The following is a 26,899-nucleotide window of genomic DNA, read 5'->3' on the forward strand; positions in this document are numbered from 1 at the left end:
GAAAAAGGGGGTTCGTGTTGACTGTGGGCGGCACTCCAAACTGACAACCAACTGCCAACTTTCCCGGCTAACGGTATGGTCGGAGGCGGAAATAATGTGTGCAGCCTAAATACACGTGTAGGTTGCCCTTTGACGTTTGGAGTCCCCGTGAGTTCCCACACCAGTGCACCTCGCACCAACCGCCGTATCGCGAACCGCGCGCTCGGCGCCGCAACCGTCGCCATCCTCGGCCTGACCACCGTGCAGGTGGCCGCCCCCGATTCGACCTTCCTGCCAACCGCCGATGCCGCGACGCGCACGGTTCAGGGCACCACCGTCACCTACGACGATCAGACCCCGGCGTCGGTGCCGTGGTCGACCACGGTGAAAGCAAGCCCGTCAACGCGTTTCGGAGCCCTCTACCTGAGCCTGGACGCCGTCGAAAAGGACGGCATTGCGAAGACCGGTACCTACGACCAGTGGGGCAGCCCGGTGCCGCTTAATATTTGGGACGCTGCGAAGCCGACGATTTACCGCAATGGATTCACATCCACCGTCCGCCCCGACCCGTTCAGCAACTCCAACAAAATTACGACTCAGCTTGGCGACTGGACCTACGTCTCCCAAAGCTCCACGTTTTCGGTGACCTGGAACCCGGCGCCCGGTTACATCGGCTATGCCCCGCCGCTGCCGATCCAAATTGACCCGCTGAAGCCCGACGGCCAGCCCGCTCCACGGTATCACTACGCCACGACCGGTCTCCCGGGCAAGACCAAGAGTCCACTGGCCTCTACGGGCGCACTCGGCACCACTCAGACTGCGCAGGCCGGTACGGGTTTCCAGGGTGTCACGGACGGCATCGTCTGGGCCTACCTGCCGACGTACGCGTTCCAAATTGATAGGAACGACCCGATTGCGGCCAAGGCGACGATCGCGGGCGCGGACTTTGCCACCGACGCAGACGGCAACTACGTCGGCTACGTCACCAACGAGCTGAACACCAGCGAGGGCCGGTACACGATTAACCCGGACTCCGGCGAGGTCACGTTCACCCCGAACAACGACTTCTTCAAAACAGGCGACCCGACCACCAAACAGGCCACCCCGATCCGCGTGATCGTGTCCAACATGACCACGAACACGGACGAGGGCAACGGCCGCGTCATGGCGTACGGCGTAACCCGCCCCGCGCACACGATCAACGCGAACAACCAGTCCTACTCCGAGGTCAACACCACTTACACCCCGACGGTGACCAAGCCGTCGGTGCAGCTCGTGGACGTCGCAGGGCAGAACCAGGTCGGCCGCGCCGTGACGTTGCGCCCGAACTACGCGCAGGCTGACGGCGCCCCGGCGATCAACACGGACACCGTTGAGCTGCTGAACCCGGACGGCACGACCGCAGGCAAGACCCTCGCCGTCCCAGGCGAGGGTACCTGGCAGGTCAACAGCAACGGCACCGTCACCTTCACCCCGCAGGTCGGCTTTATCGGCGACCCGACCCCGGTGAAATACACCGCGAAGAACACCGTCGGCATCCAGGCGGACCCGGCCACGCTCACCGTCGACTACTTCGTGCCGGACGGTCGCCCGGCAACGACGTTCGGCACCCAGGGCGTGACGCAGAAGTCCACCGACAGGACCACTTCCGAGGGCGACCGCGGACTGACCGCCCAGCAGATGTTCCCGGGGTATCCCACCAACTGGTACAGCTCGTTCACCTACCAGCTTGTCGACCGGAACGGCAACGCAATCGCGCCGAACACCGCGCTCACGTACGACAACGTTGGCACCTACACCATCGACGCCGCCTCCGGCGAGGTCACCTTCACCCCGGACCCGCTCTTCACCGGCCCGGCACCGGAGGTCGGCGTGCGCATCGCCAACCTCACCACCGCGAACGGCCAGGAGCGCGGCGCGGACGGCTCCTACCTACCCGTGGTTACCGCCTCGAACGTGTACCTCCAGCCCGCGTTCGCCAACGGCGACGTCGGCGACACGCTCAAGGCCACACCGGACTACGCGATCGCCGGCCTGCCGAAGATCGACACCCAGAGCATTTCGCTTATCGACGATTCCGGCAAACGCGTCGGCACCACACTCCCGGTCCCTGGCCAGGGCACCTGGACCGTCGATCTTGCGACCGGTGAGTTCTCCTTCACCCCGGTTGCGGGCTTTTTGGGCAACCCGGCACCGGTGAAGTACACCGCGCGGAGTGTCGACGGTATCGCGGCCCGCGAGCCATCCACCGTCACGGTTACCTACAACCCGCTGGTCACCCGTACCGCCACCACCATCGGCGGCCCGACCGAAACCCAAAAGTCGACCGACCTGAACTCCCCGGGCGACGCCGGCAAGACCACCGCGGAGCTCTTCCCGGGCCTTCCCGAGGCTTGGTTCAACGCGCCGATCCAGTTCAAGCTTGTCGACGGCACCAACCTCGTCGACACCCTCACCGTCGATGGCGAGGGCACCTACACCATTGATCCCGCCACCGGCGTGGTCTCGTTTACCCCGGTCGACGGGTTCCTTGGCGGCCAGCCCTCGAAGCAGGCGGGCGGGGTGAAGATTCAGGCCATCAACACCACTGCCAACGGCACGAAGGTGAACTCGACGCTCATTGCGCAGTACATCCCGACCGTCGAAGACCGCACGTACACGCTGCCGTCCGCCACCAACTTGGCGCCGATCGGCCAGCCGGGTAAGGCGACGCCCGATTACGGCACTACCATCGCCCCGACGAGCGTGCAGCTTCTCGACGCTGCCGGCAACCCCGTCGGCAAGACGCTGGATGTTCCGGGCCAGGGCACTTGGACCGTCGACCCAACGACGGGCGAATTCACCTTCACACCGGTGCCGGGATTCGTCGGCACGCCGGTGAGCGTGCTCTACACCGCCGCGGCCACCAACGGCGGCACGGTGACCGGCACCGGTGGTGTGACCATCACCTACCCGGCGGCCATCACGGTCCCCGCCACCACCGTCGGCCCGCAGGGCACCGCCCAGAACAGCTCCGACAAGGACGCGAACGACACCGGCCGCACCCCTGCCGAGATGTTCCCGAACCTGCCCGGAGATTGGTACGGCAAGGACAACAGCCCGGTGAAGTTCCAGCTTGTGGGCGCAACCGACAATGTTCTTACGGTCGACGGCGTGGGCACCTACACCATCGACCCGGTCAAGGGCACCGTGAAGTTCGAGCCGGAGAAGGACTTCACAGGCCAGGCCCCGGCAGTGGAGATCCAGACCGTCGGCCTCAGGGACGCCAGCGGCCAGCCGGCCGAGATGACCAGCACCTACCAGCCGTTCGTGGTGCCGGTGCGTGTTGAGATCCCGTCCGACTACGCCAAGGCCACCCGCATCGGGCAGCCGATCACGGTCACCCCGGAGTACCTGGACACGACGGTGGACAAGAGCACGATCCGGATCATCGCGCCGCAAGGCAGCACGCTCTCCGATGACGGCAAGACGCTGGTTGTGCCAGGCGAGGGCACATGGACCGTCGATAAGCAAGGCAACTTCACCTTCACTCCGCAGGGACCTGACGGTGAGGGCGGCGCGTTTGTGGGCAGCCCGACCCCCATCGACTACACCGCCACCAACTTCGACGGTATCCCTGCACAGGTGCCCGGCCAGATCTCGGCGTTCTACCCCACGCCGGATCCGACGTCGGCTGTCACGACCAATCTGCAGGGCGTGACGCAGCACTCCGACGACAAGAACCGCCAAGACCAGGGTCTCACTGCGAAGGAGATGTTCCCGAACATCGCCCAGGCCACCTGGTGGGACCAGGCAGTCTTCGGGTTGTTTGCCCCGGACGGCACCCCGGCGGAGAACAACACCCTCACCGTCGCGGGCGAGGGCACGTACACCATCGATCCGACAACCGGCCAGGTCACGTTCACCCCGGACCCGGCATTCGTCGGCACAGCGCAGTCGGTCGGCATCGGCATCGTGAACGCGCAGGGCACGCCGATGGCGAAGTACACCGCCGTCGTTGAGCCGGTGGATGTGCACCTTTACGACGCCTCCGTGATCGGCAACATCGGCACCCCGCTGAAGGTCACGCCGAGGTACCTGGACACGATTGATAAGTCCACGGTCGAGTTCGTCGGCCCCGACGGGAAACCCGCGGGCAAGGAGCTCAAGGTTGACGGGCAGGGCACGTGGACCGTCGATAACAACGGCACGTTCACCTTCACCCCGGTAGACGGCTTCTACGGCACGCCGACCCCGGTGAACTACACCGCGAAGAACACCAACGGCGTGCAGTCCACCGACACCGGCACAGTCTCCGGCGACTACTGCTCGCCGAGGACGTCTCCGTCGATAAGCACTGGCGATGTGAACCAGACCCAGACCTCGAAGACTGGCGCGGAAATGTTCCCGTCCTTCCCGAGCACCTGGACCATCACGTACTCGCTGCCGGGCGCGACGGACAACAAGATCGAGACCGATGAGGGCGCGTTCCAGATTGATCCATCGACGGGTGTGGTCACCTTCACCCCGGCGAAGGACTTCAGCGGCACGCCGGACCCGGTGACCGTGCAGGCCACCACCGCGACGGGTGCTACCAAGACCACCACGTACCAGGTGTCGGTGACCAAGACGACGACCACGACATCCACGGCGACCACCACCAACACCGCCACGACCACCAACACGGCGACGACCACACAGACTGCGACAACCACGCAGACTGCCACCACCACAAACACGGCGACGGCAACCGAGACGGCAACCACGACGGAGAAGACCACCGTGACTCTGACGCCGGAAGTTGTCACCACGACGGTCACGGCCGCTCCGGTCACCGTGACCCCGGCACCGGTGACGGTGACGCCGCCGGCACAGGTCACCACCGTGACCCAGTCCGCAAAGCCGATCACTACTACGTTCACCCCGGCGCCGGTTACCGTCACCCCGGACCCGACCACCATCGTCACGACGATCCCGGCTACCCCGACGGCGATCACCACGACGCTGACGGTCACCCCGGAGCCGACCACGATCACACCGGCACCGGTGACCTCCACTATCCCGGCGGGCACCGAGGTCATCGAGATCACGATCACTCCGGGCCCGGTCACGGTCACGCCGAGCCCTGTGACGGTGACTCCGAACCCGGTGACCATCATCCAGAACGCGACGGTCACCCAGACGGCCCCGGCCGGCACCACCGCCGAGTTCACCCCGGGCGGCGTGAAGATCAACACCACGCAGGGCACGGCGCTGCAGCTTGAGGTGCAGGGAACGAACGTCGACAAGCAGTCGCTCACTCTGCAGCAGGTGCCGGGTGGAACGCTGAGCCCGGACGGCAAGACCCTCGTCATCCCGGGCGAGGGCACGTGGACTATCGACGCAGGCGGCAACATCAACTTCACCCCGCTGCCGGGCTTCACCGGCAACCTCACCGAGGTGAAGGTGAACTACTCGCGTACCGACGGCGTCCCCGTGGCCAACCCGTACGTGATCGGCGGCACCTACCGCTCCGCCGGTGCGACGGTGACTGTGACTGAGCGCCCGGGTTCGAGCTCGGAGGGAACTGTTGTTGAGCGCTGTGTCCAGAACGCGGTGCGCTCGCCGCTGCTGTACCTGATCCCGCTCGGCCTGCTCGGCTACGGTCTCAACCAGGTCGCGGGGCCGGTGATTCAGCAGGCGACGGCTCCGTTCCAAGAGGCGCTGAACCAGCTGAACGGCCAGATCCACAGCCAGCTCAACCAGCAGGTGAAGGATTCGCCGATCGGCCGGATTGGCGACGATTTCAACCGCCGCCTGTGGGAGAACAAGGACTTCGCACGCATCGCCGGTCAGGTCAACGAGATTAATGCACAGGCCAACATGCTGGCGGCGCAGTTCCAGCCGCAGCTGCAGCTGATCGGTCAGGCTGCGGGTGTGATCCTTGCGGTCACCGCCGCGGGCGCCGTGCTCTACGACTGGTGCTCCAACGACGCCGGCCAGGCTTGGACCGCCATCGGCACCGACAAGTGGGCCAACCTGGGCAAGAAGCAGTAGCTTCCCTGGGGTAGCGAAGACCGCCACCTTCTCCTTGAACGGAGAGAGTGGCGGTCTTTCGTCGTAAAGCTAGCGGCCCTGTGCTCGCAGGATTGCGTCGTTAAGGGCGGCGTCGAGGCCGAGCGCCTTAATGATGCCGATCGCTACGACCGGCAGCACCACCAGTGGGACGAGTACCGCGGCCGCGATGGCGCCGGGGGAGGAAAGCAGCTTCGTCTTCTCCCACTTCGGAGCAATGCCGGTGTCCTGGTCGCCGATCCACCACATGCCGTTCGGGCCGACCTTTACCGTGTGGCCGTTAGCTGCGACGATGCGGGTGTCGCGGTTGCCGATCCACCAGTTGCCATTACCGCCGACGTACGGATGGTTGTACACCGTGCGGGTCTCGTACTTTGGCGTCTCCGGGGTGCTCGGCTGCTTGGCACCCGGGTTCTGGGTGCTCGGCTTGCCCTGGGCGTTGATACCGGTGTCCTGGCCGTTGATGAACCAGTTGCCGTTCGAGCCGATCGTGGGCACGACGGTTGCGCCGTCCTTACCCGGGGCACCGTCCTTGCCGTCTTTGCCCGGTTCGCCCTTCGGTCCCTGGTCACCCTTGGGACCCTGATCGCCCTTGGGGCCTTGCTTGCCCTCCGCGCCTTGGTCACCCTTCGGACCCTGCTTGCCCTCGGGGCCCTGTGCGCCGGCAGCGCCATCAACACCAGGGTCGCCCTTGGGGCCCTGGTCGCCCTTGGGGCCCTGGTCGCCCTTGGGGCCGGTTGCAGGGGTACCGGTGTCCTTCTTACCGATCCACCAGTTTCCGTTCTTGCCGATGTGCGGGATCACAATGTTCCCCGAGCCGTTCTGGCCGGGATCAGCCTTCGGGCGGAGGAACTCCCAGAAGTCATCTAGGGTCTTGTTCTCGTTGCCAGGCTGCTCACGCCAAAGGTCGAATGCGCTCTTACCGGGAGCGCCGGCAGTGCCGTCCTTACCGGGGGCACCTTTGTCGCCCTTCGGGCCCTGATCACCCTGATCACCCTTGGGACCTTGATCCCCCTTTGGACCTCGCGGGCCCTCGGGACCCTGGTCGCCCTTGGGACCTCGCGGGCCCTCGGGGCCCTGGTCGCCCTTGGGGCCCTGAGCACCCGGGGCACCGTCTTCACCCTTCAGGCCGGGTTCGCCAGGATCACCCTTGGGGCCCGCAGGGCCAGTTGCCGGCACGCCCAGATCTTGGTCGCCGACCCACCAGTTTCCGTTCTTAATCTCCGGAGCGTTTACAATCTTGCCCGGTTCACCCTGAGGCCCTTGAGCCTTCACATTGGTGTTCGTATCGCCAACCCACCAGTTTCCGTCGGCGCCGATGTAGGGCACGTTGTCGGTTTGCACCGGAACTGCAAATGCATCGCCGATGTTCTGGTTCTGTCCGTAGCGGGCAACGGTCGCACCGTCGGACGACTGGCGCGGCTTGCCCTGAACCTGAACCCTCACGCTCTTCTCAGCGTTGCGGTAACCCTGCGGTAGAGAAATGCTCACTGCGCCGCCGGGATCGACAGTCACGGTTGCACCGTCCACGCGGGTGTCGTTCTGGTCGGTGACGAAACCGGTGAGGCGAGCCGCGTCACCGGTCGACAGGCCATTCACCTTGGCGCCGGTTGCCTGGATCGAGCCATTCGGGATGACAGTCTGTGCTTCTTGGACAGAGACGCTCAGGGGCTGGCAATCGTTGTTCTCGTCCGGCCAGGGTTTGACCGCGGCAGTGGTGTTGATCGAGACGCGTGCAAAGCGGCCGCTTTCATTCAAATTGAATCGAGCGTTCTGGTTACTCGATGCGGTCCAGGCGTAGAGACCAGCCGAAGACGGAGAAACCGTGAACTCGTCGCTAAAGGAACCCGCAACAATCTTGCTGCCGGATGACTTGGAAGGCGGAGTCGTATTGTCCACAGTCCCGCCGGACACAGAAGTTCCGAGCGGCGCAGCAGTGTAAGCGAACCTGGTTCCGGTCGCACCCGCAATGGCGGCTCCACCGGTCTCGACCTTGATCCGTGCTTGGACGTTGTCGCCGAAGAGACGGCCTTCCTCAGCGCTCAGCTTCACCCACGGTGTCGCCGAGTACGGCGCGTTATTCCCCGGGGTGTACTGGGTGTCAATGCCCACAAGCAGGCCACTGGCACCTTGCGGTTCAGCGTTGCGGAGGCCAACAGTTTGCTCTACGGCAGCGCTGATCGAACACGTGCCGGCGTTGGCACCCGCCGGCGGGGACTGCGGGGCGGCGACGGCCGCGGGCACGGCGACAAGGCTCGCGCCGAGCGCCAGCGAGACCGCGCCGGCCACCAGGGTTTTCTTCATAGGGGTGCTCCGATCGTGGAGAGGTACAGACATCTCTCAACGTATCGGCACCGGCCACACGAACGTGACTATTTTTGTTCGTGTCGCGAACCATCTCTGCGCGGGCGAGCGGTTCCATGTACCTGCCTAACCCCTGCCGGCCGAGCCGGCTTTCACAGACCCGCATAGTCATGCCCCCATAGTGGCCCGCTCAAACGCATCACTATGGGGGCATGACTATGCGGGTACGGCGTACCAGCGGGCCCGTCGGGTATCAGCCGAACTGGCCCCTAGCGGCGCACCGGCCTTCCGCCTCCGCACAACTTCATCTGTCGGCAACCCGCATTGGGCGCCGTCGCCACCTCAGCCAACCTGCGGACGGGCGGGAGCAACCAGGCGTCGGCAAGCAGAAAGCCCCTAGTGCTGGTGGTAATCCGCCAGGAAGTTGCCCAGGCGCTCGATCGCGTTCTCCAGCTGGGATGCCCACGGCAGGAACACCACGCGGAAGTGGTCCGGCGTGGGGTAATTGAAGCCCGTGCCCTGCACCATGAGGATCTTCTCGGCCTTGAGCAGGTCGAGCATGAAGCGCTCGTCGTCGTGGATGTTGTACATCTCCGTATCAATCTTGGGGAAGCAGTACATCGCACCCTTCGGCGCGACCACGCTCATGCCCGGGATTTCACGGAGCTTTTCGACGGCAACATCCCTCTGCTTCCGCAGACGCCCGCCCTCGGTGGTGAGTTCGTAAATCGATTGGCGGCCGCCGAGCGCCACCTGGATCGCGTGCTGGCCAGGCACGTTCGCGCACAGGCGGGTGCCGGCGAGCAGGTCGAGGCCCTCGATGAAGCCGGCGGCGCGGCGGCGCGGGCCGGTGATGATCATCCAGCCGGCGCGGTAGCCGCACACGCGGTAGGCCTTGGACAGGCCGTTGAACGTCACCGTGACCAGGTCGGGGGCGACTTCGGCCATCGAGATGTGCTTGGCGTCTTCGTAGAGAACGCGGTCGTAGATTTCGTCGGCAAGTACGAGCAGCTCGTGCTCGCGCGCGATGTCCGCGATCCCGTTGAGCACCTCGCGGGAGTACACCGCGCCCGTCGGGTTGTTCGGGTTGATCACGACGATCGCCTTCGTGCGGTCCGTGATCTTCGAGCGGATGTCCTCCAGCGACGGGTTCCACTCGTCCTCCTCGTCGCACATGTAGTGCACGACTTTGCCGCCCGCGAGCGTGGACGCCGCCGTCCACAGCGGGTAGTCGGGGGCGGGGATGAGGATCTCGTCGCCGTCGTTGAGCAGTGCCTGCGTGACCATGGTGATCAGCTCGGACACGCCGTTGCCCAGGTAGACGTCGTCGATGTCGAACTCGGGGAAGTCCGGAATATCCTGGTAGCGAGTCACCACCGCGCGGCGCGCCGGGATGATGCCCTTGCTCGTGGTGTAGCCCTGCGAGTTCGGCAGGTTAGCGATCATGTCGCGCATAATCACGTCCGGCGCCTCGAAGCCGAAGATCGCCGGGTTGCCGGTGTTCAGCTTGAGAATCGTGTGGCCGTCGCGTTCCATCTGCTCCGCGGTGGCGCTCACCGGGCCGCGGATGTCGTAGAAGACGTCCTTCAGCTTCTCCGCCTGGTCGAAGTGGCGGTGCTTCTTCACGGATTTCGCGCGCTGCTCGCTGCTTTGCTCGCTGCGCTCCGCGGCCTCGCGCGCGGGCGGTTCCGCGATCGGCTCGGCTCCTGCGGTGACCCCGGTTTCTGGGTTGCTGCTCATGCGCATCATTCTAGGCGTCACACCAGTCACACGAAGCACAACGGGGCCAATGCTTGCCGACGCTCAATTGCGTCATTTATTGGATTCCGCGGATCTATGTGTGCGCCGCACAATTATGTGCGCCGATCCCACAATGTGGCGCATTACAAAAAAGCTTTGTGCGACCCCGCGCCCGGGCCTGGCGTCGGCCGGGCATCGGGCACCGAACCGGGGGCGCTAGTTGCCCTTCGGCTTAAAGCGGTCGAGGGTGTCCTGCGCCATGCCGAGGGCGTCGTTGGTCAGGCGGTCAATCTGCGCCTTGCGCTCCAGCTTGCGCTGCGCCTGCTCGTAGGCGTGCGACGCTTCGAGTTCGAGCGCCTTCGCCTTCGCCACTTCGCGGCGGCCGCGCTCGAGCTGGCTCAGCGTGGGCATATACCAGTCGTCGGGGCCGACCTTCATCACGTACAGCAGCACAAACAGCGTCGGAATGAGGAGGACCGCGAAACCGGAAAGAACGGACGCGCCGAGCGCCTCGCCGAGACTAATGAGCCCGACGGCACCGATCGTGCCCAACCAGAACGCGCCCGCGCGCTTGCGCTGGCCAGCGCGGCGGACCTGCATGATCTCCGGCGCGGTGTACACCTGCAGCTCGTTGCCCACGGCCGACGTGTTTGCTTGGGACCACACGGTGGAGCCAGTAGCCGTCGACAAGCTGGAGCCGAAGTCCGGGCGCTGCGGAATGTCCTGGAACAGCGGTGCGAGATCGGCGTGGAAATTCGCGGCGGCGACGGCCTTGCAGCGGGTGTCGTACTCGTCGAGGCTGAGGCGGCCCTCACCGAAGGCCTTGCCGAGGGCACTCATGGCTTCGGTGCGCTCGGCGTCGGACAGGCGGAGATTATGCGGGTGGCTCACGTGGCACATCTTAGCGGGCGCGTCTACTCCTCCTCGGCGAACTGGGTTTGCTGCAGCTCAAAGTAGGCGCCGCGGGCAGCTATCAGCTCCTCGTGGCTGCCCTGCTCGACGATGGTGCCGTCGCGCATGACGATGATCAGGTCGGCGTCCCGGATCGTCGACAAGCGGTGCGCGATGACGAACGACGTCCGGTCCGCGCGCAGCGCCTTCATCGCCTCCTGCACTAGGACCTCGGTGCGGGTGTCCACGGATGAGGTCGCCTCGTCGAGGATCAGCAGCGCCGGCTGCGCCAGGAATGCGCGGGCGATGGTGATCAGCTGGCGTTCGCCGGTGGAAATGGAGCCGCCGTCTTGGTCGATCTCGGTCTGGTAGCCGTCGGGAAGCGCGCGCACGAAGCGGTCCACGTAGGTTGCGCGTGCGGCTTCGATGACTTCCTCGTCGGTGGCGTCGAGGCGGCCGTAGCGGATGTTGTCCATGATCGTGCCCTTGAACAGCACCGCATCCTGCAGCACCATGCCGATCTGTTCGCGCAGCTGGGCGCGGGAAAGGTCGCGTACGTCCGTGCCGTCGAGGAGGATGGCGCCGCCGTCGACCTCGTAGAAACGCATGATGAGGTTCACCAGCGTGGTCTTGCCGGCGCCGGTCGGGCCGACAATCGCGGCCGTCTGGCCCGGCTCCACGCGCAAGTTCAGCCCGCGAATCAGGGGCTCGGTGCCGGGCTCGGGCTCGCCGTACGTGAACTCGACATCGCGGAACTCCACCAGCCCGCGGGCGCGTCCCTCGATGGCAGCGTCGGCCGCGTCGGGCTGCTCTTCGCTTTCGTCGAGAAGCTCGAAAATGCGCTCGGCGCTGGCCACGCCGGACTGCAGCATCTGCATCATGCCGGCGATCTCGCCGAGGGGCTGGTTGAACTGGCGCGAGTATTGGATGAACGCGGTCGCGTCGCCGAGCGTGAGGCGCCCCTGCGCGACTTTCACGCCGCCGAGCACCGCGATGGCCACGTAGCTGAGGTAGGAGATGAACTGCATGATCGGGTGCATGGAGTTCGCCAGGAACTGCCCCTTCTGCGCCGCGTCCGCGAGCTCCGCGTTCCGACGTTCGAATTCCCCGCGCATCGCTTCCGTCCGCCCGAAAATGAGCGCGACATCGTGGCCCGAGAAGCTCTCCTCGATGTGCCCGTTCACGTCGCCGGTGGCCTTCCACTGCGTGCGGAATTGGCGCTGCGACCGCGTGCCGACGATACCCATCACCACACCCGTCAGCGGTATCGCCAGCAATGCCACCAGCGCCAGCTGCGGGGAGATGGCGAACATCATGACGATGATGCCCACGAGCGTGATGATCGCGTTGAACAACGAGCCCAGCGATTGCTGCAGCGCCCGCTCCACGTTGTCCACGTCGTTGGTGGTGCGGCTCATCACGTCGCCGCGCTGGCGGGTGTCGAAGTAACTCAGCGGCAATCGGTGCAGCTTCGCCTCAATATCCTGGCGCAAGCCGTACATCGCGCGCATGGTCAACCGGTTCAGCACCGCGCCCTGCGCCCACATGAGTACGCCGGACACCACGTACAGCGCCAGCACCGCGGTAATCAGCGTGCCCAGGCGTTGAAAATCGACGCCCTCTGCAGCGCCCTGCATGCGGGCGAGCCAACCGTCGAAGATTACGTCCACGGCGAAGCCCATCACCCTCGGCGCGTACACGCCCAGGATCACAGACACCGCGTTCATGACGAACACGGACGTGAGCGCCAGCTTGTACGGCGCGAGCAGCCCGATCAGCCGTTTCGCGGACGGCCAGAAGCGCTTCGCCTTGCGGGGCGCCTTGTTGGAGTAATCATCGCCCGCCATCTTCTCTTCGTACTCGGCGAGCTGCTCGTCGGTCATCTGCTCACTCATGCGTCCACCGCCTCCTGGCTGCGAGCGATCTCGCGGTAGGTCTCGCTGACACGCATCAGCTCCGCGTGGGTGCCGCGGTCCACGATTTCGCCGGCCTCCATCACGAGGATCTGGTCCGCCTCGGTGATGCTGGCCACCCGCTGCGCGACCACGATCTGCGTCATGGTTCCTGTGGCGTCCGCCAGAGCGCCACGCAGATTCGCCTCGGTGAGGGCATCGAGGGCGGAAAAGGAATCGTCGAAAAGCATGATGCTCGGGCGTGCGACCAGTGCGCGCGCGATGCACAAACGCTGCCGCTGCCCGCCGGAGACATTGGTGCCGCCCTGGGAAATGGGCATGTCGAGCGTATCGACGAACGTTGCCTGCGCCGTGCCCAGCGCCGCCCACAGCTCCTCGTCGGTCGCGTCCGGGTTCGCGGTGCGCAAATTACTTGCGACGGTGCCCGAAAACAGCCACGGCTTCTGCGGAACCATAGCGACGCTGCCGCCCACCGCGATGGTGCCGCTAGTAGGGGCGTAGAGCTGGGGGATGAGGCCGAGCAGGGTGGACTTGCCACTGCCCGTCGCGCCAATGATGGCCGTGGTGGTGCCGGGTTTGGCCTCGAAACTGATGTTCTTCAGCACGGGCGCTTCGGCTCCGGGGTATTGGTAAGACACGTCGTCGAAAAGCACGGTGCCCTCGGGGGCAGGGGAGATGGGTGCGGCCTCGCGCGGGGAGTGGGAGAGGACCTCCTGCACGCGGCGGGCGCAGACGATGGCGCGCGGGAGCATCATGAGCATGAACACGCCCATCATCACGGCCATCAGGATCTGCATTAGATACTGCATGAATGCGGTCAGCGCGCCGACCTCGACGAGGCCTTCGTCCACGCGGTGGCCGCCGAACCAGAGGACTGCCGCGGTGGCGACGTTGAGAATCAGCATGATGACGGGGAACATCAGCACGTACACGCGGCCGATGTTCAGGCTCAAGCGCGTAAGGCTGGTGTTCGCCTCTTTGAAGCGCTCGGTTTCGTGCTCCTCGCGGACGAACGCGCGGATGACGCGGATGCCCGCGATCTGCTCGCGCATGATGCCGTTGATGGCGTCCAGACGGGTTTGGAACTGCCGGAACATCGGCATGAGGACGGCCGCGAAAATGGTCACCGCCACGCCCAAGACCAGTACGGCGGCAATGACCAGCCAGCTCATGCCCGCGTCCTGGCGAACCGCCATGATGATGCCGCCGATGGCCATGATCGGCGCCGTGACCATGAAGTTCAGGGCCAGCAGCAGCGTCATCTGGATCTGCTGCACGTCGTTGGTGCCGCGGGTGATCAAGGTGGCGGTGCCGAAGTGGTCCATGTCCTCCTTGTTGAAGGCGGTCACGTGGTCGAACAAGGCCGCGCGAACGTCGCGGCCCGTCGCCATCGCCGCCTTGGAGGCGAACCAGGTCGCGCCGATCGCAGCGATGACCTGCACGAACGCGACCACAAGCATGACGAGGCCGGTCGCCCAGATGTAATCGACATCGCCCTTGGCTACGCCGTTATCGATGATCGCGGCGTTGAGATCCGGCAGGTACAGCGTCGCCAGCGCGGTGATGAGCTGCAGTACCACCACCGCCGCGATCTGCGGGGTGTACCGCCGGGCGTAGCGCCCGATGATGTTGATGAGGTCCACAAGGGGGAGATGGTACTACTGCGCGGGCGGGGCTCATGTCGATGCGATCGACACGTTCGCGCGATATGTCGATTTCGGGCGAGAAAATCGACACGTCGGCGCCCCAACGCCGCCCCCCGAACCGCCCCTAACCCTTGGTGTGGGTGGTGTGGGCAAGCATGTCCTCCCACTCCACGAGCTTCTTGCGCTCGCGCGGGTTGGTGCCGCAGGATTCGCCGGCGGCGCGCTCGGCCTCGTCGAGGCGGTACCAGCCGTCCCAGGTCGCGTAGTCCACGCCGCGGGATTCGAGCAGCTTGAGCACGGCGTCCGGGTCGTCGTTGGTCGGGGCGGCGAGCTTGCCGGCGAGGGCATCGGCGACCAGCATGTCGGTGGTCTCCTTGGCGTCGGACTTGGTGTTGCCGATCAGGCCGACCGGGCCGCGCTTGATCCAGCCGGTGACGTAGAGCTTGTCCACCGGCTGGCCGGCGGCCGACGCACCAGCGTCGCCCGCGCCGGAAAGCTCGGAATCTGCGCCGGTGACAGTGCCGTCGGAAAGCACGTGTCCGCCGTCGTTGGGGATCACGTGGCGCTCGAAGTCGAAGGGCACGCCCTCGACGGGCTCGGAGCGGTAACCCACGGCGTGGTACACCTGCTGGACCGGCCAGTCGGTGAACTCGCCGGTGGCGCGGATGCCGCCCTCGCCGTCGAGCTCCTGGCGCTCGGTGCGGATGCCCACGGTGTTGCCGGCGTCGTCGAGCAGCACCTCGACCGGGTTCTCGAAGAAGTGGATGTAGATCTTGTGCGGGGAATCGTCCGGGTCGCGCATCGCGTACTGCTCCAGCACGGAGCACACGAGGTCGACGGACTTGTCCGCGCGGCGGACTTCCTCGGACAGCGAGTCGTAATCGATGTCCTCCGGGTTGACCAGCACCTGGATGGTGGGGGACTCGTCGAGCTCGCGCAGCTCCTTCGGCGTGAACTTCGCCTGGGCGGGGCCGCGGCGACCGAACATGTGCACCACCTCGGCCTGGTTGGTGCGCAGCGTCTCGTACACGTTGTCCGGGATCTCGGTGACCAAGAGCTCGTCGCCGGTCTTGGCCAAGATGCGGGAAATGTCGAGCGCCACGTTGCCCACGCCCACGACGGCGACTTCCTTGGCGGAGAGGTCCCAGGAGCGCTCGAAGCGCGGGTTGCCGTCGTAGAAGCCGACGAATTCGCCCGCGCCGATGGACTTCTCGCCGCCCGGGATGAGCAGCTCGCGGTCGCGCACGGCGCCCGTGGAGAAAACGACAGCGTCGTACAGCTCGGTGAGCTCCTCGACCGTGATGTCGCGGCCGACGGTGACGTTGCCGATCAGACGCAGGCCGTCCTTGTCCATCACCTGGTGCAGGGACTTCACGATGCCCTTGATGCGCGGGTGGTCCGGCGCGACACCGTAACGGATCAGGCCGAACGGCGCCGGCATCTGCTCAAACAGGTCGACGTGCACGTCCACCTCGGGGTTCTTCAGCAGCAGATCGGAGGCGTAAATCCCGGCAGGGCCGGCACCGACGACGGCGACGCGCAGGCTCATAAGACGATCGTTTCCTTTCATCGCAACAGATACTTCCCGCCAATATAGCCGATAGACCGCATGGTCTGTAAATCGCGGAGAATTTGATGCAGGCGCACCGTTTCGCACGAAAGTGTCGCCTTTCGCGCGCCGACGATCATTTTATGCACCTCTAAACTACAAGCTCACAGCCCATAGCATCGAAACCTTCTTGCGGTAGACAAGGCGGTACGGCAAGCTGCGTTGCAATCGTCGTGAAGCGATAGTGCAGTAGACAGCTAGGTCTAGGAGGAAAAGCCTGTGAGCGCACCAACGGTGAAGCGCACCCGCGCAGCCAAGCCGGAAGGCCAGTGGCTCGTCGACGGCCCCGCGCCCCTGAACCGGGACGAGGAGATCAAGCAGGAATCGGAGATCTGGGCGGTCAAGCAGCGGGTCATCGACACGTACTCCAAGCTCGGCTTCGACGCGATCGACCGCGAGGACCTCTACCCGCGCTTCAAGTGGCTCGGCCTGTACACGCAGCGCAAGCAGAACCTCGGCGGCGAGCACACCGGCGCGGACAACAGCGTGCTCGAGGACAAGTACTTCATGATGCGCGTGCGTTTCGACGGCGGACGCTGCACCACCGCCCAAGCCCGCGCCGTCGGCGAGATCTCGCGCGACTACGCGCGTTCCACCGTGGACCTCACCGACCGCCAGAACATCCAGCTCCACTGGGTGCAGGTGGAGGACGTGCCGGCGATCTGGGAGAAGCTCGAGGCGCACGGCCTGAGTACCTGGGACGCGTGCGGCGATGTGCCGCGCGTGGTGCTGGGCAGCCCGGTGGCGGGCATCGCGAAGGACGAGATCATCGACGCCACCCCGGCCATCGAGCGCATCCAGGAGATCTTCCTCGACGACGAGTTCCAGAACCTCCCGCGCAAGTTCAAATCCGCCATCTCCGGCAACGCGCGCCAGGACGTGGTGCACGAGATCAACGACCTCGCCTTCATCGGCGTCGAGCACCCCGAGCTTGGCCCCGGCTTCGAGTGCTACGTCGGCGGCGGCCTGTCCACTAACCCGATGCTCGCGCAGTCGCTCGGCGCCTTCGTCACCCTCGAGCAGGTGCCGGACGTGTGGGCGAACGTGGTGCGCATCTTCCGCGATTACGGCTACCGACGCCTGCGCAACCGCGCGCGCCTGAAGTTCCTCGTCGCCGAGTGGGGCGTCGAGCGCTTCCGCCAGATCCTCGAGGAGGACTACCTCGGCTACGCGCTTCCCGACGGGCCGCACGCGCCGAACAATCTCGTCGACCGCGACCACATCGGCGTGCACGAGCAGGTCAACGGCAACGTCTACATCGGCGTCAAACCCACGCTCGGCCACATGTCCGGCGAGCAGCTCATCGCCGTCGCGGACACCGCGGAGCGCTTCGGCGTCACCCAGCTGCGCTTCACCCCCTTCAAGGAGCTTTTGCTTATCGACGTTCGGAAAGCAGACGTCGAAAAGCTCAAGCTCGAGCTCGAGGCGCTGGGCCTGACCAGTGAGCCGAGCGAGTTCCGACGCGGCATCATCTCCTGCACCGGCTTGGAGTACTGCAAACTTGCGCACGTGACCACCAAGTCCCGCGCGATCGAGCTTGCCGACGAACTGGAGCAGCGCTTCGGCAACCTCGATTCCCCGATTTCCATTTCGCTCAACGGCTGCCCGAACGCGTGCGCGCGGCACCACGTGTCCGACATCGGGCTGAAAGGCCAGATGGTCGCCGGGCCGGACGGCGAGAAGGTCGAGGGATTCCAGGTACACCTCGGCGGCACGATCGGCGAGGGTGCGAACTTCGGCCGCAAGCTGCGCGGCCACAAGGTGCTGTCCTCCGAGCTCACCGAGTACGTGACCCGCGTGGTGCAGAACTACGTGGACCAGCGTGCCAGCGGCGAGACCTTCCGCGCCTGGGTGCAGCGCGCCGAGGAGGATGACCTGCGATGAGTTTCCGCCGCGCGCCCAACCCCAATCGGAACCACCCCACCTTCTGCCCCTACTGCGGCGGCGAGGACCTGTGGCCCAACGAGGAGACCGATTTCGCCTGGAAATGCGGCGAATGCCTGCGCGTATTCGAGGTGAAGTTCCACGGCCAGGATGACCCTGGACGGGCCCCGGCCGCCGCGCTTTCCACCCCCGATGCCCTGCAGGCATCGCTGTCTCGGGCGGGCCGCACTGCAGTACTGCGAGCAACCGGAGATACTGGCAAGAATGAGTAACACAATCAACCTGCTGCCCTCCGGCGGCGGCGCGAACTACCGCGACCCGGCGGTCAGCCCAGCAGGGCCGACCACCACGGCCCCGCTGGACGAGGCGACCGCGGAGCGCAACGCCGAGTTAGTGGAGCGCTTCGCCGCCGAGCTGTACAACGCCCCCGCCGACACCATCCTCGCCTGGGCCCACGAATACGCCCCGGGCCCGCTCGTGGTGACCCTGTCCATGGAGAACACCGTGCTCGCGGAGCTGGCTGAGCGCCACCTGCCCGGCGCGGACTTTCTCTTCCTCGACACCGAGTACCACTTCCCGGAGACGCTCGACGTCGCCGCCGAGGTGGAGCGCCGTTACCCGGGCCACCGCCTCGTGCGCGCCACCGCGCAGCTGACCCGCGCGGAGCAGGACGAGGTGTACGGCCCGAACCTGTACCTGCGCGAGCCCTCCGCCTGCTGCCGAATGCGCAAGGTGGAGCCGCTGGCGGTGCACATGAGCCCGTACGTCGGCTGGATCACGGGCCTGCGCCGCGCCGACGGCCCGACCCGCGCCGAGGCGCCCGCCCTGTCGCTGGACGCCACCGGCCGGCTCAAGATCTCTCCGCTGGTGACCTGGTCGCTGGAGGATACGGAGGCCTTCGAGCGCGACAACGACTTGATCATTCACCCGCTGACGCGCCAGGGCTACCCGTCGATCGGCTGCGCCACCTGCACCATGCCGGTGGCCGAGGGCGAGGACCCGCGCGCCGGGCGCTGGGCATTTGCAAACAAAACGGAGTGTGGACTGCATGAATAACCAACTTTCCCCGCACCTGAAGGATTTGGAGAACGAGTCGATCCACATCCTGCGCGAGGTGGCCGGCCAATTCGACAAGATCGGGTTGCTGTTCTCCGGCGGCAAGGATTCTTGCGTCGTCTTCGAGCTCGCGCGTCGGGCGTTCCAGCCCGCAGCGATGCCGATTGAACTCCTGCACGTCGATACCGGGCATAACTTCCCGGAAGTTATTGAGTTCCGTGATGCGCTCGTCGCAAAGCATGGTGCCCGGCTGCGCGTGGCGCATGTGCAGGATTGGATCGACCGCGGTGACCTGGTCGAGCGCCCCGACGGCACGCGCAACCCGCTGCAGACCGTGCCGCTGGTGGAGACCATCGCCGAGGTGGGCTACGACGCCGTGCTCGGCGGCGCCCGCCGCGACGAGGAACGCGCCCGCGCGAAGGAGCGCGTCTTCTCCGTGCGCGACTCCTTCGGCGGCTGGGATCCGCGCCGCCAGCGCCCCGAGCTGTGGGATCTGTACAACGGCGGCAAGCTGCCGGGCGAGAACATCCGCGTCTTCCCGATCTCCAACTGGACGGAGGCGGACGTGTGGGAGTACATCGGCGCGCGCGGCATTGAGCTGCCGTCGATCTACTTCGCGCACGACCGCGAGGTGTTCAACCGCGGCGGCATGTGGCTCACCGCGGGTGAGTGGGGCGGCCCGCGCGACGGCGAGGAGCTTCAGACCCGCCGCGTGCGTTACCGCACCGTCGGCGACATGAGCTGCACCGGCGCCGTCGATTCGGACGCCACCACCATCGACGAGGTGCTCGCCGAGATCGCCACGTCCAACCTCACCGAGCGCGGGGCAACGCGTGCCGACGACCGTTTGAGCGAGTCCGCAATGGAGGACCGCAAGAAGGAGGGCTACTTCTGATGGCTACGACTGATTCCGGCGCCGGCGCACGAGCGACGGACGCCCTGGCGCACCGCGAGACGCTGCGCCTGTGCACCGCCGGCAGCGTCGACGACGGCAAGTCCACCTTCGTCGGCCGCCTGCTGCACGACACGAAATCGGTGCTCGCCGACCAGCTCGCCTCCGTCGAGCGCACGTCCGCCGACCGCGGTTTCGACGGCCTCGACCTGTCGCTGCTCGTCGACGGCCTGCGCGCCGAGCGCGAGCAGGGCATCACCATCGACGTGGCGTACCGCTACTTCGCCACCGACAAGCGCACGTTCATCCTCGCGGACACGCCGGGCCACGTGCAGTACACGCGCAACACCGTGACCGGCATGTCGACCTCCCAGGTCGTGGTCCTGCTTGTCGACGCCCGCAACGGCGTCGTCGAGCAGACCATCCGCCACCTCACCGTCGCGCACCTGCTCGGCGTGAAGACGGTGATCCTCGGCGTGAACAAGATCGACCTCGTCGACTACTCCCAGGAGGTCTTCGAGCAGATCCGCGCCGCATTCGAGGCGAAGGCCGCCGAGCTGGGCATCGAAGAGCCGATCGCCGTGCCGATCTCCGCCCTGCGCGGTGACAACATTGCCGAGCGTTCCGCCAACACCGACTGGTACACCGGCCCGACCGTGCTCGAGCTGCTCGAATCCATCCCGGTGCACTCCGGCCGCGCCCTTGAGCTGCCCTTCCGCTTCCCCATCCAGTACGTCCTGCGCGAGCACGCCTCCGACTACCGCGCGTACGCGGGCAAGATCACCGCGGGGAGCATCGCGCTTGACGACGCCATCACCGCGCCGGGTGGCCGCCAGACCACCGTCATCGGCATCGACACCGCCGACGGCGAGGCCGAACGCGCCCAGGCCGGCGACTCCGTGGCGCTGCGGCTTGCCGACGACATCGACCTCACCCGCGGCGACCTCCTCGCCGCCGCCCCGCGCCCGGAGGACGTGCGCGAATTCGCAGCCACCGTCGTGGGGCTGACCGAGAAGGAGCTCACTCCGGGCAAGGCCGTGAAGCTGCGCTACGGCACCTCGCTGGTGCGCGCGCGGCTGGCCAGCGTGGACCGCGTGCTGGACATCGACTCCGCCGCCGACGACGTCGTTGCCGGCGAGACCGAAGCGTCGATCGGTGTCGGCCTCAACGACATCGCCCACGTGACCATCCAGGTCGCCGACGAGCTGCCGGTGGAGGAGTACGCCGCCCGCGGCGCCGTCGGCAGTTTCCTGCTCATCGACCAGGCCAGCGGGAGCACCCTCGCCGCCGGCTTCGTGGGGACCCGCCTGCGCTAAGCAGGGGAGGAAAACGATGGCCGCGCTGATCACGCTCTCGCACGGGTCCCGCCACCCGGCGGCCCGCGCCGGCATCCAGGCGCTCACCGCCGCGGCGGCAACGCGCCTGGGTGTTGCGGGCGTCGATGCGCACCTCGAGTTCACCCGCCCCACCCTCGAGACCGCCGCCCGCGCGCTCGACGGGCCCGCCGTGGTCGTGCCGCTGCTCTTCACCGAGGCGTTCCACGCTACCCACGACGTGCCCGCGCACCTCGCCGCCGCCTCCGCGCACGCGCAGCTCACCCTCGCGCGCGGCCTCGGCATGGGCGAGGACATCGCAGCGCTGCTCGCGGAGCGCCTGCTTCACGACGCCCCTCCCAACGCCCACGCCGTCCTCTATCCCGTCGGCACGTCCGACAGGGCGCAGGCGGAGGGGTATGAGGCGCTGGCTGCGAACGTCGGAAAGCGAAGTGCAAGGGAAGTGAGCGTGGTGTCCGCGACGCGCGGGGACCTCGCCGAGCTGGCGCGGTTGCGCGGTGACCTGCACCTGCTGCCGCTGTTCGTGGCGGAGGGGCTGCTTTTGGATAAGGCGCGGGAGGCTGCCCCGCGCATCGCGGCGGCAACCGGGGCGCGCGTGACGTGCTCCGCGCCGCTCGCAACTGACTTGGCCGCGATCGTGGCCGACCGATTCTTGGAGGGGTGTCATGCGTAACCTGACCACGCTGCTGCTCATTGCTGCCGCCGGTCTTGCCGCCCAGCTTGTCGACGGCGGTCTCGGCATGGGCTTCGGCGTCACCTCCACCACCATGCTGATCATGCTCGCTGGCCTGACCCCGGCGGCGGCGTCCGCGGTCGTGCACACCGCCGAGCTGGGCACGACGCTCGTGTCCGGTGTCGCGCACTGGCGCTTCGGCAACGTGGATTGGCGCACGGCGTTCGCGGTGGGTATCCCGGGTGCGATCGGCGCGTTCACCGGCGCCGTTGTGCTCACACAACTGTCGATGGAGCACGCGCGGCCCATCATGTCGGCCATCCTCGCCGCGATCGGCGTGAATCTGATGCTGCGCTTCGCGCGCGGGTTGACCAGGCGCAAGCTCTCGCCGCAGCCGCACACCAAGCGCTTCCTCGGCGCGCTCGGCCTGTTCGGCGGCTTCGTCGACGCCACCGGCGGCGGAGGCTGGGGGCCGGTGACCACGTCCGCGCTGCTCTCCGCCGGCCGCAGCGAGCCGCGCCGCGTCGTGGGCACCGTGAACACCGCCGAGTTCCTGGTCACGGCCGCTGCGACTGCCGGTTTCGTCGTCGGCATGTGGAACGACCTGCTGGCGAACCTCGCCGCCGTCGTGGCGCTGCTGATCGGCGGCGTGATCGCGGCGCCGATTGCCGCGTGGCTGGTGACGCGCCTGAATCCGATCCTGCTCGGCGGGGTCGTGGGCACCTTGATCACCATGCTGAACCTGCCCGTGGTGCTCGCCGCGCTGGGCCTCGACCACCACTTGTGGATTCCGCGCCTGCTCATCCTCGGCATCGGCGCCGTGCTGTCCTGGCGCGGCGTGATGAAGGCCCGCGCAAACTCGAAGGCTGCCTCCGAAAAGGAGGGCGCGACCGCCGAAACTCCGGTCAGCGTCGCCGCGACCCCCGTAAGCTAAGCGCATGCTGATCTCGGAACAGGTTTTCCTGCTGCTCACCGCCGACGGCGGCGGGGGCGAGGCGTGGGTGTCCAGCTACCGTCGGTACGCACTCGGCGCCGCGGCGCTCGCGGACTTGGCCGTGCTCGGGGCGATCGAGCTTTCCGACGAACGCCGCCCCCGCGTCACCCCACTCCCGCTCGTGCAGCCGCTGCCGACCAAGTTCCTGGCGCACGCCCACGCAATGATTCAGCGCAGGCCGAAGCGCCGCGCGCAGACGTGGATCGGCGACACGCGCTTCGGGCGCATCGACTACGCGGCGGACTCACTGGTTAAACGCGGCGTGCTGGAGGAAAAGTCGCGCGGTTTCCTCTTCGTGCAGTGGCAGCAGTATCCGGTGCGCGACGCGTCCGCCGAGCTGCAGCTGCGCGGCCGTGCCCACCAGATCTTCCGCGGGCAGGCGCACGAGACGGTCAACGAAGGTGTCGCGTTGCTCCTCGTCGACGCCGTCACCGGCACCCGCAACGTGCTGAAACAAGAAACGCGCGACTTGCCCCGCAAGGAGGTCAAGCGCGCGCTGGACGAGATCTACTTTTCGTTGACCTCGCCCGAGCTCAACCGCACACCGCCGGAGGTGGCGGTGGCGATCCGGCGCATCAACGACGCACTTGTGATGGTCGTCCGCGCCGCGCAGAGCTCGTCGTCGTAAGTCGGAGCGTTACTTCGCGAACTCCTCGACGAGCGCCTTGTTGAACGCCGGCAGGTCGTCCGGGGTGCGGGAGGAGATGAAGCCGGAGTCGATGACGACCTCCTCGTCGACCCAGTTCGCGCCGGCGTTAACGAGGTCGGTCTTCACGTTCTCGACGGAGGTGAGCTTCACGCCCTTGAGCACGTCCGCCTCGCAAAGAATCCAGCCGCCGTGGCAGATCACGCCGATCGGCTTGCCTGCGGACTGGAACGCTTTCACCAGCTCGACCGCGTCCTTATCGATGCGGATCGTGTCGGCGTTGACGGTGCCGCCGGGGAGGATAAGAGCGTCGTAAGAAGCGGCATCGGCCTCAGCGGTCGTCGTGTCGACGGCGACCTTCGCGCCCTTCTTGCCCTCAATCTCGCCGGTCTCGGTGGAAATAACGTGGGTGGTGGCACCCGCGGCCTCGACGGCCTCCTTCGGGCTGGTGAGCTCCGAATCCTCGAAGCCGTCGGTAGCGATAATTGCAATGGTCTTGGTGTTCAAATCAGCCATGGGCCCCACCGTACGTGAAAACGCGCAACTGGCGTGCGCACTGAAATGTACATTCGGGCTCTTCCCAGGTGGGCGGGCCGCGGTTAGCGTCGGGGCCATGAATTTGATGTCGATCCTCGAGGCCATGGCCAGCCGCCCGCTGGACCTGCTGGCCGGGTTCGACGTCGCCCAGGCCGTGGCGCTCGGGGTGGAGCCGTCGAAGGCGCGGGACTGGGCCGAGCTTTCCGACGTTTACCTAGGGGCCACCAACGCCCACAAGCAGCAGGCGAAGGCCGTGAAGCTGGTCGCGGAAGCGGGCGTGACGCTCGATGAGCTGACGTTCCTGGAGCGGCGGCTGAAGAAGGTTGCGCCCCGCGAGCGCGGCGCCAAGCGGCTTGACGTGCTGCGAACGGTGGCGACCGAGCGGCCGAAGAACTACAACGCGTTCACCCGCCTAGTAAAGGCCGCGGTGCCGGTCGAGCCGAAGCCGCCGAAGAAGGGCGCCTTCTTCGGCCGCTCGCGCCTTGGCATGCGGGCGGTGATGCTGTGGATGGACGAGCACCGCGCCGCCGAGTGGGAGCACTTCGCGCGCCAGAACATCGATCCGGCGCAGCCCGCCGCGCCGCAGATGCTCGACAACCTCGATGCACTGTTCTCGGCGAACACGGACGGGGACGACGAGAAGGTGGTCATCCCCGTCTCCGCCCCGCAGCCGGTGATCAACGTGCCGCTGGGGGACTGGGTGGAGATCCTGGAGGGCCGCGGCGACGAGGTGGTGCTCGGGCTTACCGACGGCACCACCATCACCGGCGCCGAATTCCTGGAGCGTTTCGTGGCTACCGCGGAGAACCACCTGCAGGCGGCGCTGTTCAAGCCGGGCTACGGCGCAGTGAACCTGTACGACACGAGCCGCTTCGCCAACGACAAGCAGCGCACGCTGGCCAGCATGGTGAATCCGGTGTGCCCCTGGCCGGGCTGCAAGTCGCCGGCGGTGCACAACCAAGCCCACCACGTCATACCGTGGAAGCAGGGCGGGCCCACAAACTTGAGCAACCTCGTCATGGTGTGCAGGTACCACAACTATGTCAATGATGATGACGTCGGAAAGCATGTGCGGGGACGAATAGAGATCCGCGACGGCGAGGGTGTGTGGGTATCGCCGGGCGGAGTTCCAGTGCACAACGACTACCACCCCTACGGCGCGATGCGGTAGGGGTGGCAGGAGGCGTGCTTTTCAAGCGTCGTTAAGCGTCGTTAGGCGTCGTCCTTGTCCAGCTCGCGCTGGCGCTCCTTGTCGGAGGACTGCTTCTCGTCCGGGTCCATGGCGCGGGAGCGGCCGGGGACCTCGTGGTCGTAGGTCTTCTTCGGCGCTTCCTTGCCCACCGGCACGCGGGTCGAGCCGAGGGAATCCTTCACCGGCGCGTCGATGTCCGGCTTCTCGCGCTTCGCCATGCGCACCATGTGGCGGCGCACCGCGAAGAACGCCTCCTTGGAATCGAGCGCCTGCGACTGCTGGGTGGCGATCTGGATGTCGTCGGCAGTAATCTGCCCCGCGCGCAGCGAGACCATCTCGGCCCAGTAGCGGAACCACACGGCGGCGACTGCGGCGACCGGCACCGCGAGGAACGCGCCGATGATGCCGAACATCGTGCCGCCGAGCGCGACCGCGAGCAGCACGATCGCGGCGTGCAGGCCCATCGCGCGGGACTGCAGGATCGGCTGGAGCACGTTGCCCTCGATCTGCTGCACGGCGATGACGAGGATCAGCACGAAGATCGCGTTCCAGAAACCGTTGGACACCAGCGCGATGATCACCGCGAGGGCGCCGGCGGTGAACGCACCGACGATCGGGATGAAGCCCGCGAAGAACGTGATTACCGCGAGGACCGGCCACAGCGGCACGCCGAGCAGCAGGAGGCCGACACCGATGAACACGGCGTCAACCATGGACACGATCGCCTGCGTACGGATGAAGCCCGCCAGCGTGTTCCACGAGCGCATAAGCACCTCGGTCAGGTGCCAACCCGCGCGCACGCCGGTGTACTTGCGCAGCCACGGCAGGAAGCGGTCGCCGTCCTTGAGGAAGAAGAACGTCAGGATCAGCGTCAGCGCGAGCGTGGTGCCCACCGACGCAATCGTGCCGATGCCGCTGAACACGCCCGACGCGATGTTCGACGCCTGGCCGCGCACGAAGCCCGTCAGCTGCTCAAGGCCCTGCTGGACCTTGTCCGCGTCGAAGATCTGCGGGTCGAGCTTCTCGTCGATGAAGTCGAGAATCTGGCGCACGCCCTGCTGTGCCTGCTCATAGAGCTGGACGCCCTGCGTGCGCACCGTCGGCGCCATCGCGGAGAACAGGCCGATGATTGCGCCGAAGAACGCGATCAGCACGATGAACACCGCAAGCGCGGACGGCACCTTGTGGTTGCGCAGCCAGCGCACCGGCGGCCACAGCACGGTGCAGAAGATGAGCGCCAGCAGGATCGGCAGGATGCCCATCCAGATCTGGCCGATCATCCAGAACAGCAGCGCCGTCGCGGCCACCACGATGATGAATCGCAGCGCCCACGCGGCGGCGGTGCGACCATCGGCGGCGATGACATCGCCGCGGTCGATCGGCTCGTCCGACAGCTCCTGAGCTGCGTCGGCCGGCGTGGGCATCATGCGAATGTCGTCGACGGTGGTGTCGAGCGCGCCCACGTAATCCTGTTTCTTGTCAGTCACACGAAGTATCTTGCCACAGATCGCACTTTTCGCTTATCGACGCCTGATTTTCACCGGCACGTATGCCGCCGCCGAAAAAAGTTGAGTGA

Annotated in this window: 18 protein-coding genes; 10 read left to right on the top strand and 8 right to left on the bottom strand. The window is 66.4% G+C overall.

The window, feature by feature from the left end; translation table 11 throughout:
• The first annotated feature begins 147 nt into the window (after positions 1–147).
• Positions 148–5,994, top strand: coding sequence for a hypothetical protein (locus tag M5J20_RS05175; protein WP_253577185.1), 5,847 nt, complete (start codon positions 148–150; stop codon positions 5,992–5,994).
• Between the two features lie 69 nt (positions 5,995–6,063).
• Here the strand turns inward: M5J20_RS05175 and M5J20_RS11425 are convergent, their stop codons facing one another.
• The 6 genes from M5J20_RS11425 to M5J20_RS05205 all read right to left on the bottom strand — a co-directional run bounded on the left by M5J20_RS11425 (position 6,064) and on the right by M5J20_RS05205 (position 16,055).
• Positions 6,064–8,316 carry a collagen-like domain-containing protein gene (locus M5J20_RS11425; protein ID WP_302467798.1) on the bottom strand — a complete coding sequence of 751 codons (2,253 nt, stop codon included), beginning with the start codon at positions 8,314–8,316 and terminating at the stop codon, positions 6,064–6,066.
• 396 nt (positions 8,317–8,712) lie between these two features.
• Entirely contained in the window at positions 8,713–10,056 is a 1,344-nt protein-coding gene (locus tag M5J20_RS05185) for a pyridoxal phosphate-dependent aminotransferase (RefSeq protein WP_256478100.1), read from the bottom strand.
• A 216-nt stretch (positions 10,057–10,272) separates the two neighbouring features.
• A complete protein-coding gene (locus M5J20_RS05190) occupies positions 10,273–10,947 on the bottom strand; it encodes a DUF1707 SHOCT-like domain-containing protein (RefSeq protein WP_253577187.1) in 675 nt (224 codons plus the stop codon).
• Positions 10,948–10,970: 23 nt separating this feature from the next.
• On the bottom strand, positions 10,971–12,842 hold the full coding sequence (locus M5J20_RS05195; RefSeq protein WP_302467799.1) for an ABC transporter ATP-binding protein: 1,872 nt from the start codon (positions 12,840–12,842) through the stop codon (positions 10,971–10,973).
• Positions 12,839–14,503: an ABC transporter ATP-binding protein gene (locus M5J20_RS05200; RefSeq protein WP_253577190.1), complete on the bottom strand. Its 1,665-nt coding sequence runs from the start codon at positions 14,501–14,503 to the stop codon at positions 12,839–12,841. Before M5J20_RS05200 ends, M5J20_RS05195 begins: the two co-directional genes overlap by 4 nt.
• Positions 14,504–14,630: 127 nt before the next feature.
• Positions 14,631–16,055, bottom strand: coding sequence for an FAD-dependent oxidoreductase (locus M5J20_RS05205; RefSeq protein ID WP_253577193.1), 1,425 nt, complete (start codon positions 16,053–16,055; stop codon positions 14,631–14,633).
• A 279-nt stretch (positions 16,056–16,334) separates the two neighbouring features.
• Between M5J20_RS05205 and M5J20_RS05210 the strand changes: the two genes are divergently transcribed.
• Genes M5J20_RS05210 through M5J20_RS05245 form a run of 8 tightly spaced genes read left to right on the top strand, consistent with a single transcriptional unit; the run spans position 16,335 to position 23,576 of the window.
• A complete protein-coding gene (locus M5J20_RS05210) occupies positions 16,335–17,999 on the top strand; it encodes a nitrite/sulfite reductase (RefSeq protein ID WP_253577195.1) in 1,665 nt (554 codons plus the stop codon).
• Positions 17,996–18,271, top strand: a complete 276-nt coding sequence (locus M5J20_RS05215; protein ID WP_253577198.1) for a hypothetical protein — start codon at positions 17,996–17,998, stop codon at positions 18,269–18,271. Before M5J20_RS05210 ends, M5J20_RS05215 begins: the two co-directional genes overlap by 4 nt.
• On the top strand, positions 18,264–19,055 hold the full coding sequence (locus M5J20_RS05220; RefSeq protein ID WP_253577200.1) for a phosphoadenylyl-sulfate reductase: 792 nt from the start codon (positions 18,264–18,266) through the stop codon (positions 19,053–19,055). The genes M5J20_RS05215 and M5J20_RS05220 overlap by 8 nt, the downstream gene beginning before the upstream one ends.
• The gene (cysD, locus tag M5J20_RS05225; RefSeq protein ID WP_253577202.1) at positions 19,048–19,950 is read left to right on the top strand and encodes a sulfate adenylyltransferase subunit CysD; all 903 of its coding nucleotides are present in this window, start codon (positions 19,048–19,050) and stop codon (positions 19,948–19,950) included. The genes M5J20_RS05220 and cysD overlap by 8 nt, the downstream gene beginning before the upstream one ends.
• Positions 19,950–21,263 (top strand): sulfate adenylyltransferase subunit 1, encoded by a 1,314-nt coding sequence (locus M5J20_RS05230; protein WP_253577205.1) that lies wholly within the window; start codon positions 19,950–19,952, stop codon positions 21,261–21,263. The genes cysD and M5J20_RS05230 overlap by 1 nt, the downstream gene beginning before the upstream one ends.
• Positions 21,264–21,279: 16 nt before the next feature.
• Positions 21,280–21,954, top strand: coding sequence for a sirohydrochlorin chelatase (locus M5J20_RS05235; RefSeq protein ID WP_253577208.1), 675 nt, complete (start codon positions 21,280–21,282; stop codon positions 21,952–21,954).
• A gap of 1 nt (position 21,955) precedes the next feature.
• Positions 21,956–22,888, top strand: a complete 933-nt coding sequence (locus tag M5J20_RS05240) for a sulfite exporter TauE/SafE family protein (RefSeq protein WP_253577327.1) — start codon at positions 21,956–21,958, stop codon at positions 22,886–22,888.
• 4 nt (positions 22,889–22,892) lie between these two features.
• Positions 22,893–23,576 carry a GPP34 family phosphoprotein gene (locus M5J20_RS05245; protein WP_253577210.1) on the top strand — a complete coding sequence of 228 codons (684 nt, stop codon included), beginning with the start codon at positions 22,893–22,895 and terminating at the stop codon, positions 23,574–23,576.
• 9 nt (positions 23,577–23,585) lie between these two features.
• Here the strand turns inward: M5J20_RS05245 and M5J20_RS05250 are convergent, their stop codons facing one another.
• A complete protein-coding gene (locus tag M5J20_RS05250) occupies positions 23,586–24,110 on the bottom strand; it encodes a type 1 glutamine amidotransferase domain-containing protein (RefSeq protein ID WP_253577212.1) in 525 nt (174 codons plus the stop codon).
• A gap of 97 nt (positions 24,111–24,207) precedes the next feature.
• On the opposite strand from M5J20_RS05250, the gene M5J20_RS05255 reads away from it, so the two are divergent.
• Positions 24,208–25,302 (top strand): HNH endonuclease signature motif containing protein, encoded by a 1,095-nt coding sequence (locus M5J20_RS05255; RefSeq protein ID WP_253577215.1) that lies wholly within the window; start codon positions 24,208–24,210, stop codon positions 25,300–25,302.
• 41 nt (positions 25,303–25,343) lie between these two features.
• Here M5J20_RS05255 and M5J20_RS05260 read toward each other — a convergent pair whose 3' ends face one another.
• Positions 25,344–26,750, bottom strand: a complete 1,407-nt coding sequence (locus M5J20_RS05260; protein ID WP_253577329.1) for an AI-2E family transporter — start codon at positions 26,748–26,750, stop codon at positions 25,344–25,346.
• Positions 26,751–26,899: the final 149 nt, after the last annotated feature.

It is taken from the genome of Corynebacterium stercoris (assembly GCF_024160105.1).
GTDB lineage: Bacteria > Actinomycetota > Actinomycetes > Mycobacteriales > Mycobacteriaceae > Corynebacterium > Corynebacterium stercoris.